Source organism: Hephaestia sp. MAHUQ-44 (assembly GCF_023806085.1).
In the GTDB taxonomy this organism is placed as follows: Bacteria; Pseudomonadota; Alphaproteobacteria; order Sphingomonadales; family Sphingomonadaceae; genus Sphingomonas.
The window spans coordinates 62,666-82,205 of sequence record NZ_JAMSLX010000001.1; the positions used below are offsets into that span (position 1 = coordinate 62,666).

Annotated in this window: 15 protein-coding genes; 5 read left to right on the forward strand and 10 right to left on the reverse strand. The window is 66.3% G+C overall.

All coding sequences use genetic code 11. The features are described from left to right. Positions 1–3 precede the first annotated feature (3 nt). The 10 genes from NFE57_RS00265 to NFE57_RS00310 form a co-directional block, all read right to left on the reverse strand. A complete protein-coding gene (locus tag NFE57_RS00265; RefSeq protein ID WP_252133555.1) occupies positions 4–414 on the reverse strand; it encodes a DUF3035 domain-containing protein in 411 nt (136 codons plus the stop codon). Continuing rightward, a complete protein-coding gene (gene lspA / locus NFE57_RS00270) occupies positions 407–922 on the reverse strand; it encodes a signal peptidase II (RefSeq protein WP_252133556.1) in 516 nt (171 codons plus the stop codon). Before lspA ends, NFE57_RS00265 begins: the two co-directional genes overlap by 8 nt. Beyond that, a complete protein-coding gene (gene ileS / locus NFE57_RS00275) occupies positions 919–3,807 on the reverse strand; it encodes an isoleucine--tRNA ligase (protein ID WP_252133557.1) in 2,889 nt (962 codons plus the stop codon). The genes lspA and ileS overlap by 4 nt, the downstream gene beginning before the upstream one ends. Before the next feature lie 69 nt (positions 3,808–3,876). After that, entirely contained in the window at positions 3,877–4,815 is a 939-nt protein-coding gene (locus tag NFE57_RS00280) for a bifunctional riboflavin kinase/FAD synthetase (protein ID WP_252133558.1), read from the reverse strand. A 51-nt stretch (positions 4,816–4,866) separates the two neighbouring features. Next, complete coding sequence (locus tag NFE57_RS00285) at positions 4,867–5,337, reverse strand: dihydrofolate reductase (protein WP_252133559.1); 471 nt, start codon at positions 5,335–5,337, stop codon at positions 4,867–4,869. Continuing rightward, complete coding sequence (locus tag NFE57_RS00290; protein WP_252133891.1) at positions 5,334–6,128, reverse strand: thymidylate synthase; 795 nt, start codon at positions 6,126–6,128, stop codon at positions 5,334–5,336. The genes NFE57_RS00285 and NFE57_RS00290 overlap by 4 nt, the downstream gene beginning before the upstream one ends. 55 nt (positions 6,129–6,183) lie before the next feature. After that, on the reverse strand, positions 6,184–6,921 hold the full coding sequence (locus NFE57_RS00295; RefSeq protein ID WP_252133560.1) for a class I SAM-dependent methyltransferase: 738 nt from the start codon (positions 6,919–6,921) through the stop codon (positions 6,184–6,186). Beyond that, positions 6,918–8,045 (reverse strand): peptide chain release factor 2, encoded by a 1,128-nt coding sequence (gene prfB / locus NFE57_RS00300; RefSeq protein WP_252133561.1) that lies wholly within the window; start codon positions 8,043–8,045, stop codon positions 6,918–6,920. The genes NFE57_RS00295 and prfB overlap by 4 nt, the downstream gene beginning before the upstream one ends. Positions 8,046–8,122: 77 nt before the next feature. After that, positions 8,123–10,618 (reverse strand): penicillin-binding protein 1A, encoded by a 2,496-nt coding sequence (locus NFE57_RS00305; protein ID WP_252133562.1) that lies wholly within the window; start codon positions 10,616–10,618, stop codon positions 8,123–8,125. 179 nt (positions 10,619–10,797) lie between these two features. Then, complete coding sequence (locus tag NFE57_RS00310; protein ID WP_252133563.1) at positions 10,798–11,955, reverse strand: N-acetylmuramoyl-L-alanine amidase; 1,158 nt, start codon at positions 11,953–11,955, stop codon at positions 10,798–10,800. A 545-nt stretch (positions 11,956–12,500) separates the two neighbouring features. Between NFE57_RS00310 and NFE57_RS00315 the strand changes: the two genes are divergently transcribed. The 5 genes from NFE57_RS00315 (at position 12,501) to NFE57_RS00335 (ending at position 19,524) form a co-directional block, all read left to right on the forward strand. Further along, positions 12,501–15,380 carry an Rne/Rng family ribonuclease gene (locus tag NFE57_RS00315; protein WP_252133564.1) on the forward strand — a complete coding sequence of 960 codons (2,880 nt, stop codon included), beginning with the start codon at positions 12,501–12,503 and terminating at the stop codon, positions 15,378–15,380. Between the two features lie 208 nt (positions 15,381–15,588). Continuing rightward, complete coding sequence (locus tag NFE57_RS00320; protein ID WP_252133565.1) at positions 15,589–16,932, forward strand: M48 family metalloprotease; 1,344 nt, start codon at positions 15,589–15,591, stop codon at positions 16,930–16,932. Further along, the gene (locus tag NFE57_RS00325; RefSeq protein ID WP_252133566.1) at positions 16,929–17,678 is read left to right on the forward strand and encodes a DsbA family protein; all 750 of its coding nucleotides are present in this window, start codon (positions 16,929–16,931) and stop codon (positions 17,676–17,678) included. Before NFE57_RS00320 ends, NFE57_RS00325 begins: the two co-directional genes overlap by 4 nt. A gap of 131 nt (positions 17,679–17,809) precedes the next feature. Continuing rightward, on the forward strand, positions 17,810–18,748 hold the full coding sequence (locus NFE57_RS00330) for an ABC transporter ATP-binding protein (RefSeq protein ID WP_252133567.1): 939 nt from the start codon (positions 17,810–17,812) through the stop codon (positions 18,746–18,748). After that, on the forward strand, positions 18,745–19,524 hold the full coding sequence (locus tag NFE57_RS00335; RefSeq protein ID WP_252133568.1) for an ABC transporter permease: 780 nt from the start codon (positions 18,745–18,747) through the stop codon (positions 19,522–19,524). Before NFE57_RS00330 ends, NFE57_RS00335 begins: the two co-directional genes overlap by 4 nt. Positions 19,525–19,540 lie beyond the last annotated feature (16 nt).

The window sequence follows — 19,540 nt, forward strand, 5'->3', positions numbered from 1 at the left end:
GCCTCAGGGCGTGGTCGTGCGCGCGCTCTGGCCGTCGCCTTCGGGCGCGGCGACGATGTCGCGTGTCGTGCTGCCCTTGTCGACGACATTGGTTCCGGCATCGCCCACCGCCGAACGGATACCCGGATCGGCCTGATTGCGCCCGGCTTCGCTCAGCGTCGTGGCTTCGGCGGCGCTACGCGCGGCGGGGCCGCCGAACATCGCGTCGAGCGCCTGCTGGCTCGGGTTGTTGTCCTGCGGGCGCGGCGCGCCGGGCTGCGGCGGCACCAGCGCGAAGCTGGGCGGAATGACGAGCGGCGCCTGGCGCGCGACCGCGAATTCGTTGGGCCCGCCGCCGAGGCGACGGCTGCCGCCGCAACTCGCGAGCAGCCCGGCCACCGCAAACGCGGCGGCAATCGGCACGATCTTACGCATTCACATTCTCCACAGAAGCTGGCGATTTCGGCTTTTCGCGGACCAGGAGCGCCCGGACCAACAGGATCAACACGCCTATCGTAATCGCCGCGTCGGCGACATTGAAGACCAAAAACGGGCTCCACTCACCGAAGTGCAGATCGGCGAAATCGGTGACATAGCCCAACCGCACGCGATCGAGGATATTGCCCAGCGCGCCGCCCAGCACCATGCCGAGCGCGATCAGATCGGCACGATGCCGCTCGCGCAGCATCCAGACCGCAACCCCGATCGCGATCCCGACCGTGAGGACGACCAGCGCCCAGCGCGCCGCATCGCTGCTCGCGGGCAGCAACCCCAGCGACACCCCGACATTGGGCACGAAGCGCAGCCGGAAGATCGGCAGCACGTCCATCATATCGCCGAGCTGGCGGATGCCGAGCCCCTGCGTGACGACCCATTTGACGATCTGATCGACCACGAACACGACCAGCGCGACGATCGGGCCCCACCAGCGGATATTCTTCACGACACCACCTCCGTGCAGCGATCGCACAAGGCGCCGTCCTCGACGACCTCGGGCAGCAGCCGCCAGCAGCGGCCGCATTTGTGATAATCGGTATGCGCCACCGACACGCTATCCCCTTGCCGCACTGTCGCGACGATGAACACCTCGGCAAGGCTGGCGGCATCGAGCGGCAGCTCGGGCACGCTCACCTCGGCTTCGAGGCTCGATCGGATCACCTTTTCGCGCCTGAGCGGCTCGATCGCCTCGGTCACCGTCTCGCGCAGCCGCCGCACATCGTCCCAATTGGTGCCGATCGCCTGATCGCCGGGAAGCGCCGGCAGCTCGGGCCATTCGAGGAAATGCACCGAGCCGTCGTCGCTCGGGAAACGCGCCTGCCACACTTCCTCGGCCGTAAAGACGAGGATCGGCGCCGCATAGCGCACTAGCGCGTGGAACAGCACGTCGAACACCGTCCGCGCGGCGCGGCGCTTGATGCCGTCGGCGGCATCGCAATAGAGGCTATCCTTGCGGATATCGAAATAGAAGGCCGACAGATCGTCCTGCGCAAAGTCAGTGAGCCGCCGCAAATAGCGGTTGAACTCATATTTCTCCGCCGCGTCGCGCAGATCGGCGTCGAGCCGCCCGAGCAGCGTCAGCACATAGCGTTCAAGCTCGGGCATCGCGCGCACGGCGATCTTCTCGGCGTCGGTGAAGCCGTCGAGCGCGCCGAGCAGATAGCGGAAGGTGTTGCGCAGCTTGCGATACGCGTCCGAGGTGGTGCCGAGCACCTCCTTGCCGATCCGCACATCCTCGAAATAATCGGTCTGCGCGACCCACATGCGCAGGATATCGGCGCCCGATTCGCCGATCACCTTCAGCGGATCGACGACATTGCCGAGGCTCTTGGACATCTTGCGGCCCTGCCCATCGAGCGCGAAGCCGTGGGTGAGCACCGCGTCATACGGTGCCCGGCCGCGCGTGCCGCAGCTTTCGAGCAGGCTCGACTGGAACCAGCCGCGATGCTGATCCGAACCTTCGAGATAAAGGTCCGCGCGCGTCCCCTCGCCATAGCGCGCTTCGATCACGAAGGCGTGGGTGCTACCCGAATCGAACCACACATCGAGAATGTCGTGCTGCGGTTCGTAATCGGCGAGATCGTATTCGGCGCCGAGCAGCGCCTGATGATCGCCGGTGAACCACGCATCGGCCCCGCCCTCGCGAAAGGCCGCGACGATCCGCGCGTTGACGGCGGCATCGTTGAGATACTCGCCGGTCGCTCGGTTGACGTAGAGCGCGATCGGCACCCCCCAGGCGCGCTGGCGCGAGATCACCCAATCGGGGCGCCCTTCGACCATCGACCGGATGCGGTTCTGCGATCGCGCGGGCACCCATTGCGTCCGCTCGATCGCGTCGAGCGCGGTTTCGCGGAGCGTAGCGCCGTTCTCTCCCCTCCCGCTTGCGGGAGGGGCCGGGGGAGGGCTTGTCAGGGAAGCAGCACCGCCAGCGAACAGCCCCTCCCCTTGCCCCTCCCGCAAGCGGGCGGGGGATTCCGACGCGCTACGGTCCATCGGGATGAACCATTGCGGCGTGGCGCGGAAGATGACCTTGGCCTTCGACCGCCACGAATGCGGATAGCTATGCGCGAAATCGTCGGTCGCCGCGAGCAGCGCCCCGGCCGCGCGCAGATCCGAACAGATCGGCCCGTCGGCCGCGACGAACTTCTTGTTGATGACGCTGCCCTGCCCACCGAGCCACGCCCAATCCGCGCGATACATGCCCCCGGCATCGACCGCGAACACCGGATCGATCCCGTGCGCCTTGCACAGCAGGAAATCGTCCTCGCCATGATCGGGCGCCATATGGACAAGCCCGGTCCCCGCATCGGTGGTGACGAAATCGCCGGGCAGGAACGGCCGCGGCTTGGCGAAGAACCCGCCGAGATGGTGCATCGGGTGGCGGGCGGTGGCGCCGGCGAGATCAGAACCCTTGCCTGTCCATACAACGACCCAACCTTTGCCTTCAGACAACCAAGGGGACTGAGCCGCTCGCTCCGCTGTGTCGTTCCAAAGATCAAGGGCCGTTACGAATACGCGATCGCCGGCGCGCATCGCAACGTACTCGATCTCCGGCCCATAGCTCAGCGCCTGATTCACCGGGATCGTCCACGGCGTCGTCGTCCAGATCACCGCATGCGCGCCGACCAGTTCGGGCGCGTTCGGCGCCTCGACGATCTCGAACGCGACGTCGATCTGGGTCGACACCACGTCCTCATATTCGACCTCGGCCTCGGCGAGTGCGGTCTTTTCGACCGGCGACCACATCACCGGCTTGGCGCCGCGATAGATCTGGCCGCTCTCGGCGAATTTGAGCAATTCGCCGACGATCGCGGCCTCGGCCTCGAACTTCATCGTCAGATACGGATCGGCCCAATCGCCCATCACCCCCAGCCGCTCGAACTGCGCGCGCTGCACCGCGACCCATTTTTCGGCATAGGCGCGACATTCGGCTCGGAACTGCGCGACCGGCACCTCGTCCTTGTTCAGCTTCTTGGCGCGATAGGCTTCCTCGACCTTCCACTCGATCGGCAGGCCGTGGCAATCCCAGCCGGGCACATAGGGCGCGTCGCGGCCCATCAGCGATCGGCTGCGGACGATGATGTCCTTCAGCACCTTGTTCATCGCATGGCCCATATGGATGTCGCCATTGGCGTAGGGCGGGCCATCGTGGAGGATGAAGCGCTTGCGGTCGGCGCGTTGCTCGCGCAGCCGCTGGTAAAGCTGGATCTTCTGCCAGCGTTCGAGAATGCCGGGTTCCTTGGCGGCGAGCCCCGCCTTCATCGGGAAGTCGGTCTTCGGCAGGAAGACGGTGTCGCGCCAGTCGCGCGTGGTGTCGGATGCGTCGGTCATGAGTTTTCGCGCCTTAGCGGAGTGTCGCGGCAAGGGGAACAGGCATCGCCGGGCGCGGTCGGAACCGGCTCACCGCGCAGAGAGGCTCGCGAGTATCGTCCGCGCCCGATCGCAATCGGCCTGCATCTGGACGGTGAGCGCGTCGAGGCTGTCGAACTTCGCCTCGGGGCGGAGGAATTCGATCAATTCGACCTCGAGTCGCTGGCCGTAAAGATCGCCCGTGAAATCGAAGAAAAAGGGTTCGAGCAGTTCCTTGGGCGGATCGAAGCTCGGCCGCACGCCAAGGTTGGCCGCCCCATCGAGCACGCGCCCGTCGGCCAGCCGCCCGCGCACCGCATAGATGCCGTAACGTGGCCGCAGATAGGGGCCGAGCGCCACATTGGCGGTGGGGTAACCGAGCGCGCGGCCGCGCTTGTCGCCATGTTCGACCGCGCCCTCAATCGCGAACGGCCGCGTCAGCAGCGCCGCGGCCCCGCGCGGATCGCCCGCCTGAAGCAAATCGCGGATACGGCTCGACGACACCACCGCGCCGCCCGCCATCACCGCGCCCACCGTATCGACCGAAAAGCCGAGCGCCGCGCCCATTTCGGTCAGCATCCGCACATCGCCGCCGCGCTTGTAGCCGAAGGTGAAATCCTCGCCGGTCACCACCCCGCCCGCGCCGATCGCCGCGATCAACCGCTCGCGCACGAACCCGTCGGCCGACAGCCCGGCCAGCGCGGCGTCGAAATGGAAGACGAGCATCGCATCGGCCCCCGCCGCGGCGAACAGCGCCTGCCGCTGGTCGAGCGTGGTCAGCCGGAACGGCGGCAGATCGGGCTTGAAGAAGCGGGCGGGGTGCGGATCGAAGGTCGCGACCAGCGCAGGCCGCCCCTCGGCGCGGGCGCGCGCGACCGCACGGCCCACCACTGCCTGATGCCCCGCGTGAAAACCGTCGAAATTGCCGAGCGCGACGATCCCCCCGCGCAACGCCGCGGGCACCGCCGAGCCGCCATCCAGCCGCTCCATCGGCCGCGCTATAGGGGGGTGCGCCCGTCCATGCCAGCCCCCGGCGTGCACTCAGCCGCGCACCAATGTCACGAAACTGTACGCCGGGCGACCGCCCTCGGCCTCATGGTCCTCACGCAGCGTCTCGCGCCACGCATCGTCGAACGGCGGCACGATCGCGTCACCGGCGGGCGTCGCATGAACCTCGGTCAGCTCGATTCGTTCGGCGCGATCGAGGAACAGCGCGAAAATCTCCGCGCCGCCGATCACGGCCGCATCGCCGCCGGTCAGCCGCAGCGCCTGCCCCGGCGTGTGCGCCAGCTCGGCGCCCTCGGCGCGCCACTGCGCGTCGCGGGTCAGCACGATGTGCCGCCGGCCGGGGAGCGGGCTGGGGAAGCTCTCGAAGGTCTTGCGGCCCATGATCATCGGCCGCCCCATCGTCAGCGCCTTGAACCGCCTGAGATCAGCAGGCAGCCGCCACGGCAACCCACCGTCCCGACCGATGACGCCATTCTCGGCCCGCGCGAGCACCAGCGTAATCAAACCGCCACCGGTGCCTTGATATGCGCCTGCGCTTCATAGCCCACGAGCTGGAAATCCTCGTAATCATAGGCATCGATCGCCTCGGCGCGCCGCGCGATCTCGAGCCGCGGCAATGGCCCCGGCGTGCGCGCCAATTGTTCGCGCGCCTGATCGAGATGGTTCGAATAAAGGTGGCAATCGCCGCCGGTCCAGATGAACTCGCCGACCTCCAGATCGCATTGCTGCGCGAGCATGTGGGTGAGCAGCGCATAGCTCGCGATGTTGAACGGCACGCCGAGGAAGATATCGGCCGAGCGTTGATAGAGTTGCAGGCTCAGCTTGCCGTTCGCGACATGCGTCTGGAACAGGCAATGACACGGTGCGAGCGCCATCGCGTGCAGATCGCCGGGGTTCCACGCGCTCACGATCTGGCGCCGCGACGCCGGATTGGTGCGGATCTGCTGGATCAGCTCGGCAATCTGGTCGATCCGGCGGCCGTCCGCCGTCACCCAGTCGCGCCATTGCTTGCCATAGACGGGGCCGAGATTACCCTTCTCGTCGGCCCATTCGTCCCAGATGCCCACCTTGCGTTCCTGCAACCAGCGGACATTGGTGTCGCCGCGCAGGAACCAGAGCAATTCGACGATGATCGAGCGCAGATGCAGCTTCTTGGTGGTTAGCACCGGGAAACCGGCGGCGAGATCGAAGCGCATCTGCGCACCGAACACCGATAGCGTGCCCACCCCGGTGCGGTCGTCCTGCCGCACGCCGGTATCGAGGATTCGCTGCATCAGATCGAGATATTGGCGCATCCGCAACGCGTAGCGGCTTGCCACGCCCACGCCAAGCCGGTGGTGCGGGTGTCGGCTACCGGGCTTCGCGCTGGGTCCGATCGAGTCGGCACGGCTTGATTGCATCGGGCGCCGGCCGCGTACCCACGGCGCGGAACGCGGCGAGATAGCCCCCCGCCGAGGGCATCTGGCGCATCTCGACCAGTTCGTAGCCGACCGCGGCGAATTCGCACGTCAGCAGCTTGGGCGGCATCCCGTGATTCTGCGGCACGCGATCGGCATCGACGACGATGACCTCACCCTTGGCGGCAAGCGACGGCCGCAGCCGCCACAGAAACTCATAAGGCTGCTGGATCTCGTGATACATATGCACCATCAGCACGCGATCGAAGCTGTCGGGCGGCAGCTTGGGGTCGGCGGGCTCGCCCAGCCGGACGCTGACATTGTCGAGCCGCTCGCGCGCGACGCGTTCAGCGAGCGCATCGCGGACCTGCGGCATGATATCCTCGGCCAGCACGCGGCCTTCGGCGCCGACGCGGCTCGCCAGCCGGACGGTATAATAGCCTTGCCCCGCGCCGATATCGGCGACGGTCATGCCGGGTGCGATGCCGGCCTTGTCCATCACCTCGGTGGCTTCGTTGAGCCGGTCGCGTGCCTCCTCGGTCGACCAGCGGCTCGAGATGATCGTGGCGACGGGACGGTCGGCGTCGGGGAAAGTGCCGACATCCTCCTTCTCGTCATGCTTGATGAGCGGCGTCGAGCCGTCGCACGCCGCCAGCACGAGCGCGAGCCCGATGACGGCGGCGAGCTTCATTCGACGTCCTCGACCTCGACCGTCTCGCCGGTCACGCGCTGCGACAAAGCGGCGGCCATGAATTCATCGAGATCGCCGTCGAGCACGTCGGACGGCGTCGGCGAGGTCATGCCGGTGCGCAGATCCTTCACCATCTGGTACGGCTGCAGGACGTACGACCGGATCTGATGCCCCCAGCCGATATCGGTCTTGCTCGCATTCTCCGCGTTCGCCGCCGCCTCGCGCTCCTGCAATTCGCGCTCGTAGAGCCGCGCGCGAAGCTGGTTGTACGCTTCGGCCTTGTTCTTGTGCTGCGAACGCTGGTTCTGGCACTGAACGACGATGCCGGTGGGCAGATGCGTGATCCGCACCGCCGAATCGGTGGTGTTGATGTGCTGCCCGCCCGCGCCCGACGCGCGATAGGTATCGATGCGCAGTTCGCTCTCGTTGATCTCGACCTCGATATTGTCGTCGATCACCGGATAGACCCACACGCTGGCAAAGCTGGTGTGGCGCCGCGCCGCGCTGTCATAAGGGCTGATCCGCACCAGGCGATGGACGCCGCTTTCGGTCTTGGCATAGCCATACGCATTCTCGCCCTTGAGCAGCAAGGTGGCGGATTTGATCCCCGCCTGCTCGCCCGAATGCTGGTCGATCAGTTCGACCTTCATGCCGTGGCGCTCGGCCCAGCGCGTATACATGCGCTGGAGCATCCCCGCCCAGTCCTGGCTTTCGGTGCCGCCGGCGCCCGAATTGACCTCGATATAGGTGTCGTTGCCATCGGCCTCGCCCGACAGCAGCGCCTTGACCTTGCTCTCGTTGGCCCGCGCGGCGAGCGCCCCCAGATTCTCGGTGCCCTCGACCGCCATGTCCTCATCGCCCTCGGCCTCGGCCATCTCGATCAGCTCGACGGTATCCGACAGCTCGGTCTCGATGCCGCGCGTCGCGGTGATCGCCTCGTCGAGCCGCTGGCGCTCGCGCATCACCGCCTGGGCGAGCTTGGGGTCGTCCCACAGGGATTGATCTTCCACGCGGGCGTTCAATTCATCGAGGCGACGAAGCGCGCGATCCCAATCGAGGAAGCGGCGCAGCAGCGCCAGCGCCTCGTTGATCGTGTCGATATGGGCCTGCGCTTCGGCGCGCATTCGCTTCACTCCAGATACGTTAACCGTCACGCACGGAGCATATCCCCGTGCTCGCATGACGTAGTGCGGGCGCGCACCTAGTAAATACCGCCCTCTCTTTGCAAGAAGTCGCTGTCACGCGGGGGCGCGACGGGTGCTGCCTCCTTGGGCTTTTCGACGATCGTTTCGTCGCGCTTGATCGTCCGGCGCGGCTCGCTTTCGGGCTTGAACGCCTCCCAGATCACCGGCGACAGCGGCTCGTTGGTGGGCCAGGCACCGAACACCGGCTTGCCGCTGCGGCGATCGATGCGGACCATGCGAATCCCCGGCGGCGCGCGGAACGGCTCGACCGGCAAATCCTTATACGCCTTTTCCGCAAATGCCTTGAAGATCGGCGCCGCGATCGTGCCGCCCTGCGCATAGCCGCCCAGCCGCCGCGGATTGTCATAGCCCAGATATAGCCCGCCGATCATCTGCGGGGTGCCGCCGATGAACCACACGTCGGTGGGCCCGGTCGTGGTGCCGGTCTTGCCCATCATCGGCCGCCCGAGATCGCGCAGCGTCGTCGCGGTGCCGCGCTGGACGACGCCTTCGGTGATGTGGACCATCTGGAACGCGGTCAGCGGATCGATCGCCTGGCGCGCGCGAATCTGCGGGCGTGGCATCGGCTTGCCGTTCCAGTCGGGCGCGTTGCAGCCGGTGCACGCGCGCCAATTGGCGGGCCAGATCACCTTGCCATGGCGATCCTGGACGAAATCGATCAGCGTCGGATCGTGCCACTTGCCCTGATTGGCGAGCACCGAAAAAGCGTTGACCATCCGCTCGACGGTCGTCTCGCCCGCGCCCAGCGCCATCGACAGATAGGGCTCGTAATCCCCCACCCCCATCCGCTTGGCGAGATCGACGACATGCGGCATCCCGGTCTGCGCCGCGGCGCGCACCGTCATCAGATTGCGCGATTGTTCGATGCCCCAACGCATCGTGTGCGGCCCGGCACCGCTGCCGCCGCCGAAATTGCGGAAACATTTCTGCCCCAGCCGCGCGCCCTGATAGACGCAGAACGGCCCGTCGACGATGATCGAGGCAGGGGTCATCCCCTGTTCGAGCGCCGCCGAATAGACGATCGGCTTGATCGTCGATCCCGGCTGGCGCATCGCCTGCGTCGCGCGGTTGAACGACTGGACGCGCGAATCGAACCCGCCCTGCATCGCCAGAATCCGCCCCGTGGCGGGTTCCTGCACGACCATGCCGCCCGAGATCATCGGAATGCTGCGCAGCGACCATGCCGCGCCCGACGGCGCGACCGCGATGATGTCGCCGGGCTTCAACGCGGCGAACGCGGTGCCGCCCTTGTCGCGCACCGGCATCGTCGCATTGTCGCGCGGCAGGTTACCGGTGCTGCCATTGGCAAAGACGAGGCTGGCGCTGCCGCCCGCGACGCCCGAGACGATCGCCGCCTGCCAATCCTCGTAATCGAGCCCGATATTGCTGAGCAGCAGCGCCGATTGCCAGCCGCCGTTCTCGACCTCGACATGGCGAATCGGCCCCGACCAGCCCCGCCCCCGGTCGTAGCGGATCAGCCCGTCGCGCAGCGCCTTTTGCGCATAACCCTGCAGCCGGGGATCGAGCGACGTGCGCACCCACAGCCCCCCGGCGTAGACGCTGTGCGGGCCGTCGCGGGTCTGCTCGCCGAACCGGTCGATCAGCTCGCGCCGCACCGCTTCGATGAAATAACCGCCGACCCGATCGAACTTCTGCAACCGCTGGCGCACCGTGCCCAGCGGCTCGGCATCGGCCCGGGCATATTGCGCCTGATCGATGAAGCCGTTGCTGAGCATCCCCTTGAGCACATAATGCCGCCGCGCCAGCGCCGCGTCGCGGTCGCGTTCGGGGTCGTAATTGGCAGGGCCCTTGGGCAGAATCGCGAGATAGGCGAATTGCGCGAGATCGAGCTGGTCGAGCGGCTTGCCGTAATAAGCATGCGCCGCCGCCTCGACGCCATAAGCGTTGCGGCCGAGGAAAATCTGGTTGAGGTACAATTCGAGGATCTGCTGCTTGGTCAGCGCCTGCTCGATCCGCCAGGCGAGGATCGCTTCCTTGGCCTTGCGGGTATAACTCGCCTCATTGCCGATCAGCAGGTTCTTGGCGACCTGCTGGGTGATCGTCGAGGCCCCGATCGGGCGCCCCGACCGGGTAAGGTTGGTCCACGCCGCCTTGGCGATACCCGCCAGATCGACCCCGTGGTGCTGGAAGAAGGTGCGGTCCTCGGCGGCAAGGAACGCCTTCACCAGCAGCGGCGGATATTCCTCATACGACAATTCGATGCGGCGTTCGCGCGCATAGGAATGGATCGGTTCGCCGTTGATGCCGCGCACATAGGTGGGCAGCGGCGGCTCATAGGCGCGCAGCGTATCGACCGAGGGAAGGCCGCGCGCGAACAGCAGCCAGATCAGGAACAGGCCAAGCAGCCCGAGCCCGACCAGAAGGACGAGCGCCTTCCCCCACCAGCGGCTCCAGACCCGCTTGATGAAGCCGCCGACGCCCTCGACCTCGCGGCGCAACTTAAGCTGCATGCTCGTTTCGGTACCCGCCATTGCGGCGCTGCTGTAGCAACTTTCTCCATCCTTGCCAGCACAGATGCGGCAGGCGGGCGTGGCTTGGGGTTCGTCCACTTATGTGGAAGCGGCACCGGCCCGCTCCCCCGCCCCGCCTCCCATGCAGCATAATGACTTGGGAGGCGGGGTGGGGGAGCGGGCCGGTGCCGCTTCCAAACCTAGCGCGACGCGAGTTGCTTCGCGAAATAGACGTTGATCGCGCGGCTGGTCGCTTCGGCGATCCGACGCCGCCCATCGGCCGAATTGAGGAAAGCGACGTCGGCCGCGTTCGAGATATAACCCGTTTCGAACAGCACCGACGGCATGTCAGGCGCCTTGAGCACCATCAGCGACGCCATGCGGTGGAAGCTCGGCTTGAGCGGCACCAGCGGCTCGGCCTCGCGACCCAGCAGCCGCGCGAAATCGGCCGAACTGTTCATCGCATCGCGCTGCGCAAGATCGATCAGGATCGACGAGATGTCGCTCGATGTCCCCGCCAGATTGACCCCGCCGAGGATATCGGCGCGATTCTCGCGCGCCGCCAGCCGCGCGGCCTCCTTGTCCGATGCCACCTCCGACAGCGTGTAAACGGTCGCGCCGCTCGCATCGGCATTGTCGGCGCTGTCGCAATGGATCGAAATGAACAGATCCGCCTTCAGCCGCCGCGCGATCTGAAACCGCTCGCGCAGCACCAGAAAGCGATCGTCGCTGCGCGTCAGTGCCACGCGCACGCGACCCGATTTGAGGAGCTGTTCGCGGATCGCCTTGGCGATCTTGAGCGTGACGTCCTTTTCCTGAAGCCCCGTATCGGGGGAGATCGCCCCGGGATCATGCCCACCATGCCCGGCGTCGATCACCACCAACGGACGGCTGTCGTCGCCGCGTACGCTGGGCAAATCAAGCCTTCCGGTTGCCGCAGGGACCGGCATCGAAACACTGTAGCGCTTGGGGCTTTTGGTGGCCGCACGCGCGAAATCGGCCTTGTCGACCGGCGCCAGCGACAGCGTCAGCGTCCGCCCGCCATTGCCGAAAGTACCGCTGGTGATGATCGCGGGCTGCACCAGATCGAACACGATCCGCGCCCCATTGCCGTCACGCACGCCCTGGCGAACGCGGCCGACCGCCCCCGCCGTCGCCACCGAACCTCCCGGCGTCGCGCCCTCGACATCGACCGCGATCCGTTGCGGCTGATCGAGCACGAAGCTCGATGCCAGCGACACCCCGCCGTCGAAATGAATCAGGATACGATCGCGCTCGACATCGATGCGATCGACGGTGGCTGCGAAACCCGGCGCACCGGCAATCCAGCAGGCGAGAAGCGCAAGCACAAAGGACACCAACCGATACTGCCGTGTCCGGTCATCGCCGGTCCAGCGAAAAGACATGGGAGGGGGGTTCCCGCTGTTAACTCTTTACAACACCCCCAGATATTAAGCGGACCTCTCATCAGGGTTAAAAGAAAAGGTTAATGCGACGTTTAGTATCTTTTAACCGATGAACCGTTCAGGTCGCGCGACCCGTCCATTCAGGTTGCCGTACCGCAAACGCGGTGCTAGGCACCTTGCTGCACCGGTATGCAAAATTTCACATACCGGTTTATTTCGCCGCCCCGGCCTTACCATTCGGGGCGCTGCTTCACCAGGTTGACACACTCGCATGACGCATTTCCCCTCCCCCTCGATCCGCACGGCCGATGCCGGCGGTGATGCGGGTGCGGGAGTTCGGAACCTCAGGTCCGAACGTGCGCGGCGAGTTCAGGCACAATCAACAAAAACCCGCGTGATCCGCGCCGGCGGCCTTCGCGCCGCGGCACTGACCGCGCCCGTTCATCGCGCGCAGCCGCTGCACCCTGTGCCGCCGCCGCGCGCCCGGAGATATTTCAATGACCATGCGTATGCTGATCGACGCACGGCACCGGGAGGAAACCCGCGTCGCCGTCGTCAAAGGGAACCGAATCGAGGAATTTGATTTCGAATCTGCCGAGCGCAAGCAGCTCAAAGGCAACATCTATCTCGCCAAGGTGACACGCGTCGAACCGTCGCTTCAGGCGGCATTCGTCGATTACGGTGGCAATCGCCACGGCTTCCTCGCGTTCAGCGAAATCCACCCCGATTATTACCAGATTCCCAAGGCCGATCGTGACGCCTTGCTGCGCGAAGAGGCCGAGCACGCCGCCGAAGAGGCCGCGTTGCGCGCCGAGAGCGACGACGAAGGCGACGCGCTCGACGCCGACGAGGATATGCTCGACCATTTCGACGACGAGGCGACCGAGATCAACGCGGACGGCGATGCCGACGACAGCGACGACGACAACGCGTCGGAATCCGAGGCCGGGGCCGAGGACGACGACGGCGGCAACCGTCGCCGTGGCCGGCGTCGCGGCAGCAAAGCCGATGCCGCTGCCGACGAACTGCGCGAGCGCCGCATGGCGCTGCGCCGCCGCTACAAGATCCAGGACGTCATCCGCCGCCGCCAGGTGCTGCTGGTGCAGGTCGTCAAGGAAGAGCGCGGCAACAAGGGGGCGGCGCTGACCACCTATCTCAGCCTCGCGGGCCGTTATTGCGTGTTGATGCCCAACACGTCGCACGGCGGCGGGATCAGCCGCAAGATCAGCAATGCCAGCGATCGCAAGCGGCTCAAGTCGATCATGGCCGATATGAAGCTGCCCTCGACGATGGGCTGCATCGTCCGTACTGCCGGGCTCTCGCGCACCAAGACCGAGATCAAGCGCGACTTCGATTACCTCGCGCGGCTGTGGGACGAGATTCGCGAGACCACGCTCGGTTCGTCGGCGCCGGCGCTGATCTATGGTGACAGCGATCTGATCAAGCGCGCGATCCGCGACATCTACAATCGCGATATCGACGAGGTGATCGTCGAGGGCGAGGACGGCTATCGCCAGGCCAAGGACTTCATGAAGCTCCTGATGCCCAGCCACGCCCGGCGCGTGAAACATTATTCGGACGCGGTGCCGCTGTTCCAGCGCCACCATGTCGAGGATCAGCTCGCGGCGATGTACCACCCCGTCGTCCAGCTCAAATCGGGCGGCTATCTGGTCATCAACCCGACCGAGGCCTTGGTGTCGATCGACATCAACTCGGGGCGCTCGACGCGCGAGCACAATATCGAGCAGACCGCGACCGCGACCAACCTCGAGGCCGCGCACGAAATCGCCCGCCAGTTGCGGCTGCGCGACATGGCCGGGCTGGTCGTCATCGACTTTATCGACATGGATCACGGATCGAACGTCCGTAAGGTCGAAAAGACGATCAAGGAGGCGCTCAAGAACGATCGCGCGCGCATCCAGGTCGGCCGCATCAGCTCGTTCGGGCTGATGGAGATGAGCCGCCAGCGGCTGCGCACCGGCGTGCTCGAAGCCTCCACCCGCCAATGCCCGCATTGCGAAGGCACCGGGCTGGTCCGCACCGCATCGTCGGCCGGGCTCTCGGCGCTGCGCATGATCGAGGACGAGGCCGCCCGCGGCCGCGGCTCGATCCTCACGCTGCGCGCGAGTCAGGAAGCCGCTTTCTACGTGCTCAACCAGAAGCGCGCCGAACTCGCCGAAATCGAGGATCGCTACGGCGTCCATATCGACGTCGAGGCCGATGGCGAGCAGGAAGGCGCCCGCATGTCGGTCGAGGCGTCGGGTGGGCCACCCCTGCACGCGCCGCGGTTCGCGCCGGCGGTGATCGACGACGATCCCGAGATCGAGGACGACATCTTCGACGAGGACGAAGAAGAAACCACGTCCGCAGACGACACCGGCGCGCATGCCGGCGAATCCGAGACCGAGCGCGGTGAGCGCAAGCGTCGCCGTCGTCGGCGTGGCCGCCGCGGGCGCGGACGCGACGAGCATGATGCATCGTCCGACCCGCACGACGGCGAAGCACCGGATCAGGCCGAAGCCGATCACGATCACGATCACGACGACGACGATCACGATCATGACGACGATCACGACGGGGTCGAAGACGCGCCGGTCGCGGCGACCAACGAAGACGGCGAACCCCGCCGTCGCCGTGGTCGGCGCGGGCGTCGTGGCGGTCGGGGCCGTGGTGGCGCGAACGGCGACGATCGGTCGCACGAGACCGAAGCGGCACCCGCCGAGGGCGCGGCACCCGAGCCCGATCCCGTCCCTGCTGAACCGATCGAGGCGCCCGAGCCCGTGGTTGCCGAGGAAGCGCCCGCTGCCCCGGCCAAGCGCACCCGGCGCCGTCCGCGCGCGCGCACCGAGGCTGATGAGGCCAGCGTGACCGCCACCGACGCACCGGCGCCCGAGCCCGTCGCCGAGGTCGAGGTCGAGGTCGAGGTCGAGGTTGCCGCCGAACCCGAGGCCAAGCCCGCCCGGGGCCGCCGCCGCAAGGCCGCAACGCCGGCGGTCGAGGCCGCGCCCGAGCCGGTCGAAGCAGCGCCTGCCGTCGAGGCCGAAGCTGAAGCCGAGGAGGCCCCCGCCAAGCCCAAGCGCGCCCCGCGCCGCAAGAAGGCCGAACCTGTCGTCGAGGCCGAGGTCGCCCCGGTCGAGGTAGCGCCCGAGCCCGTCGCCGACGCGCCCAAGCCGAAGCGCGCGCCGCGCCGCAAAAAGGCCGAGCCCGCCGCTGCCGCCGAGGAAGCGGCCGAGGTCGGGGCCGCGCAGCCGGTCGCCAGCAACGACGCTGCGCCCGCCGATGCGGCGAGCGATGCGGCTGCGGCCGACACCGCTGCCGACACCGACGACGGTAGCCCGCGTCGCGGTGGCTGGTGGCAGCGCACCTTCGGCGGCTGAACCAGAAACCCTAGTCCGTTCGTGCAGAGCCTGGCGAAGCACCGTTCTTCTTCTCCCCCATCGGAGAAAAAGGAACGGCCGCTTCGCCAGGCTCGGGGCGAACGGTGGGACGTCGCGACACCGCACTTCACCCCATGTTCAGCCCCCGCGACCTATCGGGTCGCGCCATGACGTTGAAGCGCACAGCGATGTGGGCGATAGGGAAAGCATGAAGCGGTTCCTCGCCCTGCTCGTGCTCACCGTGCTGCTGGTGGGCCGCCCCGCGGCCGCGCAGGAACTGCTGCGCGATGCCGAGACCGAGGCGCTGTTCGCGCGCATGTCCGAACCGCTGATCCGCGCGTCGGGCCTGTCGCCCGCCAATGTCAAAATCCGCCTGATCCACGACGACAGCATCAACGCCTTCGTCGTCGGCGGACAGACCGTCTACCTCCATTCGGGGCTGATCGCCGCCGCCGACAACGTCAACCAGGTGCAGGGCGTCGTCGCGCACGAACTCGGCCACATCGCCGACGCGCACGTCGTGACCTTCAGCAACGGCGCCAAGCCCGCGATGGGCATCTCGCTGCTCAGCCTCGTGCTCGGCGTCGCCGCGATGGCGGCCGGCGCGGGCGAAGCGGGCGCGGGCATCCTGTCCGCCGGACAAACCGCCGCGATGGGCAAGTTCCTCGCCTTCACCCGCGTTCAGGAGGCGACCGCCGACGCCACCGGCGCCAAATTCCTTCAGACGGCGGGCATCAGCGGCAAGGGGATGCTGGAATTCTTCAAGAAGCTCCAGAACCAGGAATTCCGTTACGGCTATACCGATACCGATCCGTTCGCGCAGAGCCATCCGCTGAGCGGCCAGCGTGTCGCGACGCTGACGCACACGCTGCAAAGCTCGCCGGCGTGGGACACCCCGACCGATCCGTCGCTCGAAGAAGCCTTCAAGCGCGTCAAGGCCAAGCTCGAAGGCTATGTCGACGATCCGCGCCAGACGCTGATCGCTTATCCGCTGACCGACAAAAGCGTCTACGGCCATTACGCGCGCGCTTATGCCTATCACAAAGGCGGTTATCCCGATAAGGCGAACACCGAGGTTGCGGCGCTGATCGCCGCCGATCCGCACGACCCCTATTTCCTCGAGTTGAAGGGTCAGATCCTGCTCGAAGGCGGCAACCCGGCCGAGGCACTGGCGCCGCTGCGCGAAGCGACCGCCAAGACCAATTACCAGCCGCTGATCGCCACCACCTTCGGCCACGCGCTGATCGCCACCGAAGACAGCACCCATTATCCCGAAGCGATCAAGGTGCTGCGTCAGGCGGTGGCGCGCGACGACGAAAATCCGTTCGCCTGGTACGAACTCGGCACCGTCTACGAACGTACCGGCGATTATGCACGCGCCGCGCTCGCCACTGCCGAGCGCGCGGTGATGACCGGCCAGACCGCGCTCGCGGTGCAAAGCGCGCGCACCGCGATGGCGGGCTTGCCCTCCAATACGACCGACTGGATTCATGCACAGGATATTGCCTTGACCGCTCAGAACGAACTCGACGACCAGCGCCGCCGCCGATGATCACGCGTCTCTCGCAAAGCCGCCTCGCGCTGACGGGGTTGTTCGTGCTCGCCGCGTTCATCGGCGCCGCCATCCTGTTCGCGATGCAAAACTGGCTCCCCGGTGGCGGCGGCAGCGATCGCGCGCAAATCGAGAAGGTGGTGCACCAATATGTACTCGACCATCCCGAACTGATCCCGGAGGCGATGCGGCGGTTGCAGGATCGCGAAACCGGGCAGGTGATCGCCGCGAACCAGGAAGCGATCCTCACCCCCGTCGCCAGCGCGTGGATGGGCAATCCCAAGGGCGACGTCACGATCGTCGAATATTTCGACTATAATTGCGGTTTCTGCCGCGCCAGCCTGCCGACGATCGCCGCGCTGGTGAAGGCCGATCCCAACGTCAAAATCGTGTTCCGCGAGTTGCCGGTCTTGAGCGAGGAAAGCGGCGTCGCCGCGCGCTGGAGCCTGGCGGCGGCCAGGGCGGGCAAGTTCAATGCCTTCCACGAGGCGCTCTATGCCGCCGGGCCGATCAGCGACGCCTCGCTCGCCGCCGCCACGCGCACCGCCGGGCTCGATCCGGCCGCGCTGCGGGAGGCCGCGCACGCGCCGGGCATCGACGACGCGATCCGCACCAACATGGCGATGGCGCAGCAACTCGGCATCACCGGCACCCCGGCGTGGGTGATCGGCGATCGGGTGATGTCGGGCGCGATGACGCTCGATCAGATGAAGGATGCCGTGGCCGAGGCCCGCAAGCAAGGCTGAGCCGATGCCGTCATGCCGGGCATGTTCCGGCATGACGCCACGATCGTCGGCAACGCGGCGGACACCCTTCATCCAGATTGAAAGTTTCGCGCGCCGCCCTACGTTGCCCCCCTTCGGAGCAAGGGGAATATATGGACCCGATCCTGTCGATCGCCGACGTCAGCAAGACATATGACGGCGGCTTCAAGGCGCTCGAACCGGTCGACCTGTCGATCAATCGCGGTGAGATTTTCGCGCTGCTCGGCCCCAATGGCGCGGGCAAGACGACGCTGATCAGCATCATCTGCGGCATCGTCACCCCGTCGTCGGGCACGATCAGCGTCGACGGGCACGATGCGATCCGCGATTATCGGCTCGCGCGTCGCCGGATCGGGCTGGTGCCGCAGGAAATCTCCGCCGATATGTTCGTCTCGGTGCTGTCGACGGTGCGCTTCAGTCGCCGGCTGTTCGGCAAGGCCCCCGACGACGCCTATATCGAGACATTGCTCAAGGATCTGTCGCTGTGGGACAAACGCAAGAGCCGGATCATGGAATTGTCCGGCGGCATGAAGCGCCGCGTGCTGATCGCCAAGGCGCTTTCCCACGAACCCGACATCCTGTTCCTCGATGAACCCACCGCGGGTGTCGATGTCGAACTGCGCCGCGATATGTGGAAGCTCGTCCACAAGCTGCGCGAGAAGGGCACCACGATCATCCTCACCACGCATTATATCGAGGAAGCCGAGGAAATGGCGGATCGCGTCGGCATCATCAACAAGGGCCGGATCATCCTGGTCGATGAAAAAGCCGCGCTGATGGCCAAGCTCGGCAAGCGCGAGATGACGATCCTGCTCCAGGAACCGATGGCGGCGATCCCGCCCGCGCTCGACGATTGGGATGTCGCGCTCGACGATGAGGGCAAGAGGCTCGTCTATGTGTTCGACGCCAAGGCCGAACATACCGGCATCCCCTCGCTGCTGCGCAAACTCGGCGATCTCGGCATCGGCTTCAACGATCTCGAAACCTCCAAAAGCTCGCTCGAGGATATTTTCGTCGATCTTGTCCACGACCGGCAGGAGCAGGCGGCATGAGCGCCGCCCCTGCGATCAACTGGCATGGCATCTGGGCGATCTATCGCTGGGAGATGGCGCGCGCGCTGCGCACGCTGTGGCAATCGGTGGCGACCCCGGTCATCACCACCAGCCTCTATTTCGTCGTCTTCGGCGGCGCGATCGGCAGCCGGATGCAGAATGTCGGCGGGGTCGATTACGGCAGCTTCATCGTGCCGGGACTGGTCATGCTCTCGCTCCTCACCCAGAGCATTTCGAATGCGTCGATCGGGATCTACTTCCCCAAATTCATCGGCACCGTCTACGAACTGCTCTCAGCACCGATCTCGTCGCTCGAAATGGTGATCGGATTCGTCGGCGCCGCGGCGACCAAATCGGTCGTGCTCGGGCTCATCATCCTGGCCACCGCGACCTTGTTCGTGCCGCTCCACATCGCGCACCCGCTGGCGATGATCGCGTTCCTCGTGCTCACCGCGATCGCGTTCAGCCTGTTCGGCTTCATCATCGGCATCTGGGCCAAGGGGTTCGAGCAATTGAGCCTGGTGCCCGCGCTGCTGGTGACGCCGCTCACCTTCCTCGGCGGCGCTTTCTATTCGATCGACATGCTGCCCGAGCCGTGGCGCACGGTGAGCCTGTTCAACCCGGTGGTGTATCTCGTCAGCGGCTTCCGCTGGAGCTTCTTCGATCAGGGCGATGTCAGCATCGGGGTCAGCCTGATGGCGATCGCGGGCTTCCTTGCGCTGTGCCTCGCGCTGATCACGTGGATCTTCAAGACCGGCTGGCGGCTGAAGAACTAGGTTGAGTCGAGGCGGC

Excerpts from the sequence above, each read along its gene's own strand:
- NFE57_RS00335 (WP_252133568.1), top strand. The coding sequence starts at position 18,745 with ATGAGCGCCGCCCCTGCGATCAACTGGCATGGCATCTGGGCGATCTAT.
- NFE57_RS00325 (WP_252133566.1), top strand. The coding sequence starts at position 16,929 with ATGATCACGCGTCTCTCGCAAAGCCGCCTCGCGCTGACGGGGTTGTTC.
- NFE57_RS00330 (WP_252133567.1), top strand. The coding sequence starts at position 17,810 with ATGGACCCGATCCTGTCGATCGCCGACGTCAGCAAGACATATGACGGC.
- ileS (WP_252133557.1), bottom strand. The coding sequence starts at position 3,807 with ATGACCGACGCATCCGACACCACGCGCGACTGGCGCGACACCGTCTTC.
- NFE57_RS00280 (WP_252133558.1), bottom strand. The coding sequence starts at position 4,815 with ATGGAGCGGCTGGATGGCGGCTCGGCGGTGCCCGCGGCGTTGCGCGGG.
- NFE57_RS00295 (WP_252133560.1), bottom strand. The coding sequence starts at position 6,921 with ATGAAGCTCGCCGCCGTCATCGGGCTCGCGCTCGTGCTGGCGGCGTGC.
- NFE57_RS00320 (WP_252133565.1), top strand. The coding sequence starts at position 15,589 with ATGAAGCGGTTCCTCGCCCTGCTCGTGCTCACCGTGCTGCTGGTGGGC.
- prfB (WP_252133561.1), bottom strand. The coding sequence starts at position 8,045 with ATGCGCGCCGAAGCGCAGGCCCATATCGACACGATCAACGAGGCGCTG.
- NFE57_RS00315 (WP_252133564.1), top strand. The coding sequence starts at position 12,501 with ATGACCATGCGTATGCTGATCGACGCACGGCACCGGGAGGAAACCCGC.
- NFE57_RS00290 (WP_252133891.1), bottom strand. The coding sequence starts at position 6,128 with ATGCGCCAATATCTCGATCTGATGCAGCGAATCCTCGATACCGGCGTG.
- NFE57_RS00305 (WP_252133562.1), bottom strand. The coding sequence starts at position 10,618 with ATGGCGGGTACCGAAACGAGCATGCAGCTTAAGTTGCGCCGCGAGGTC.
- NFE57_RS00265 (WP_252133555.1), bottom strand. The coding sequence starts at position 414 with ATGCGTAAGATCGTGCCGATTGCCGCCGCGTTTGCGGTGGCCGGGCTG.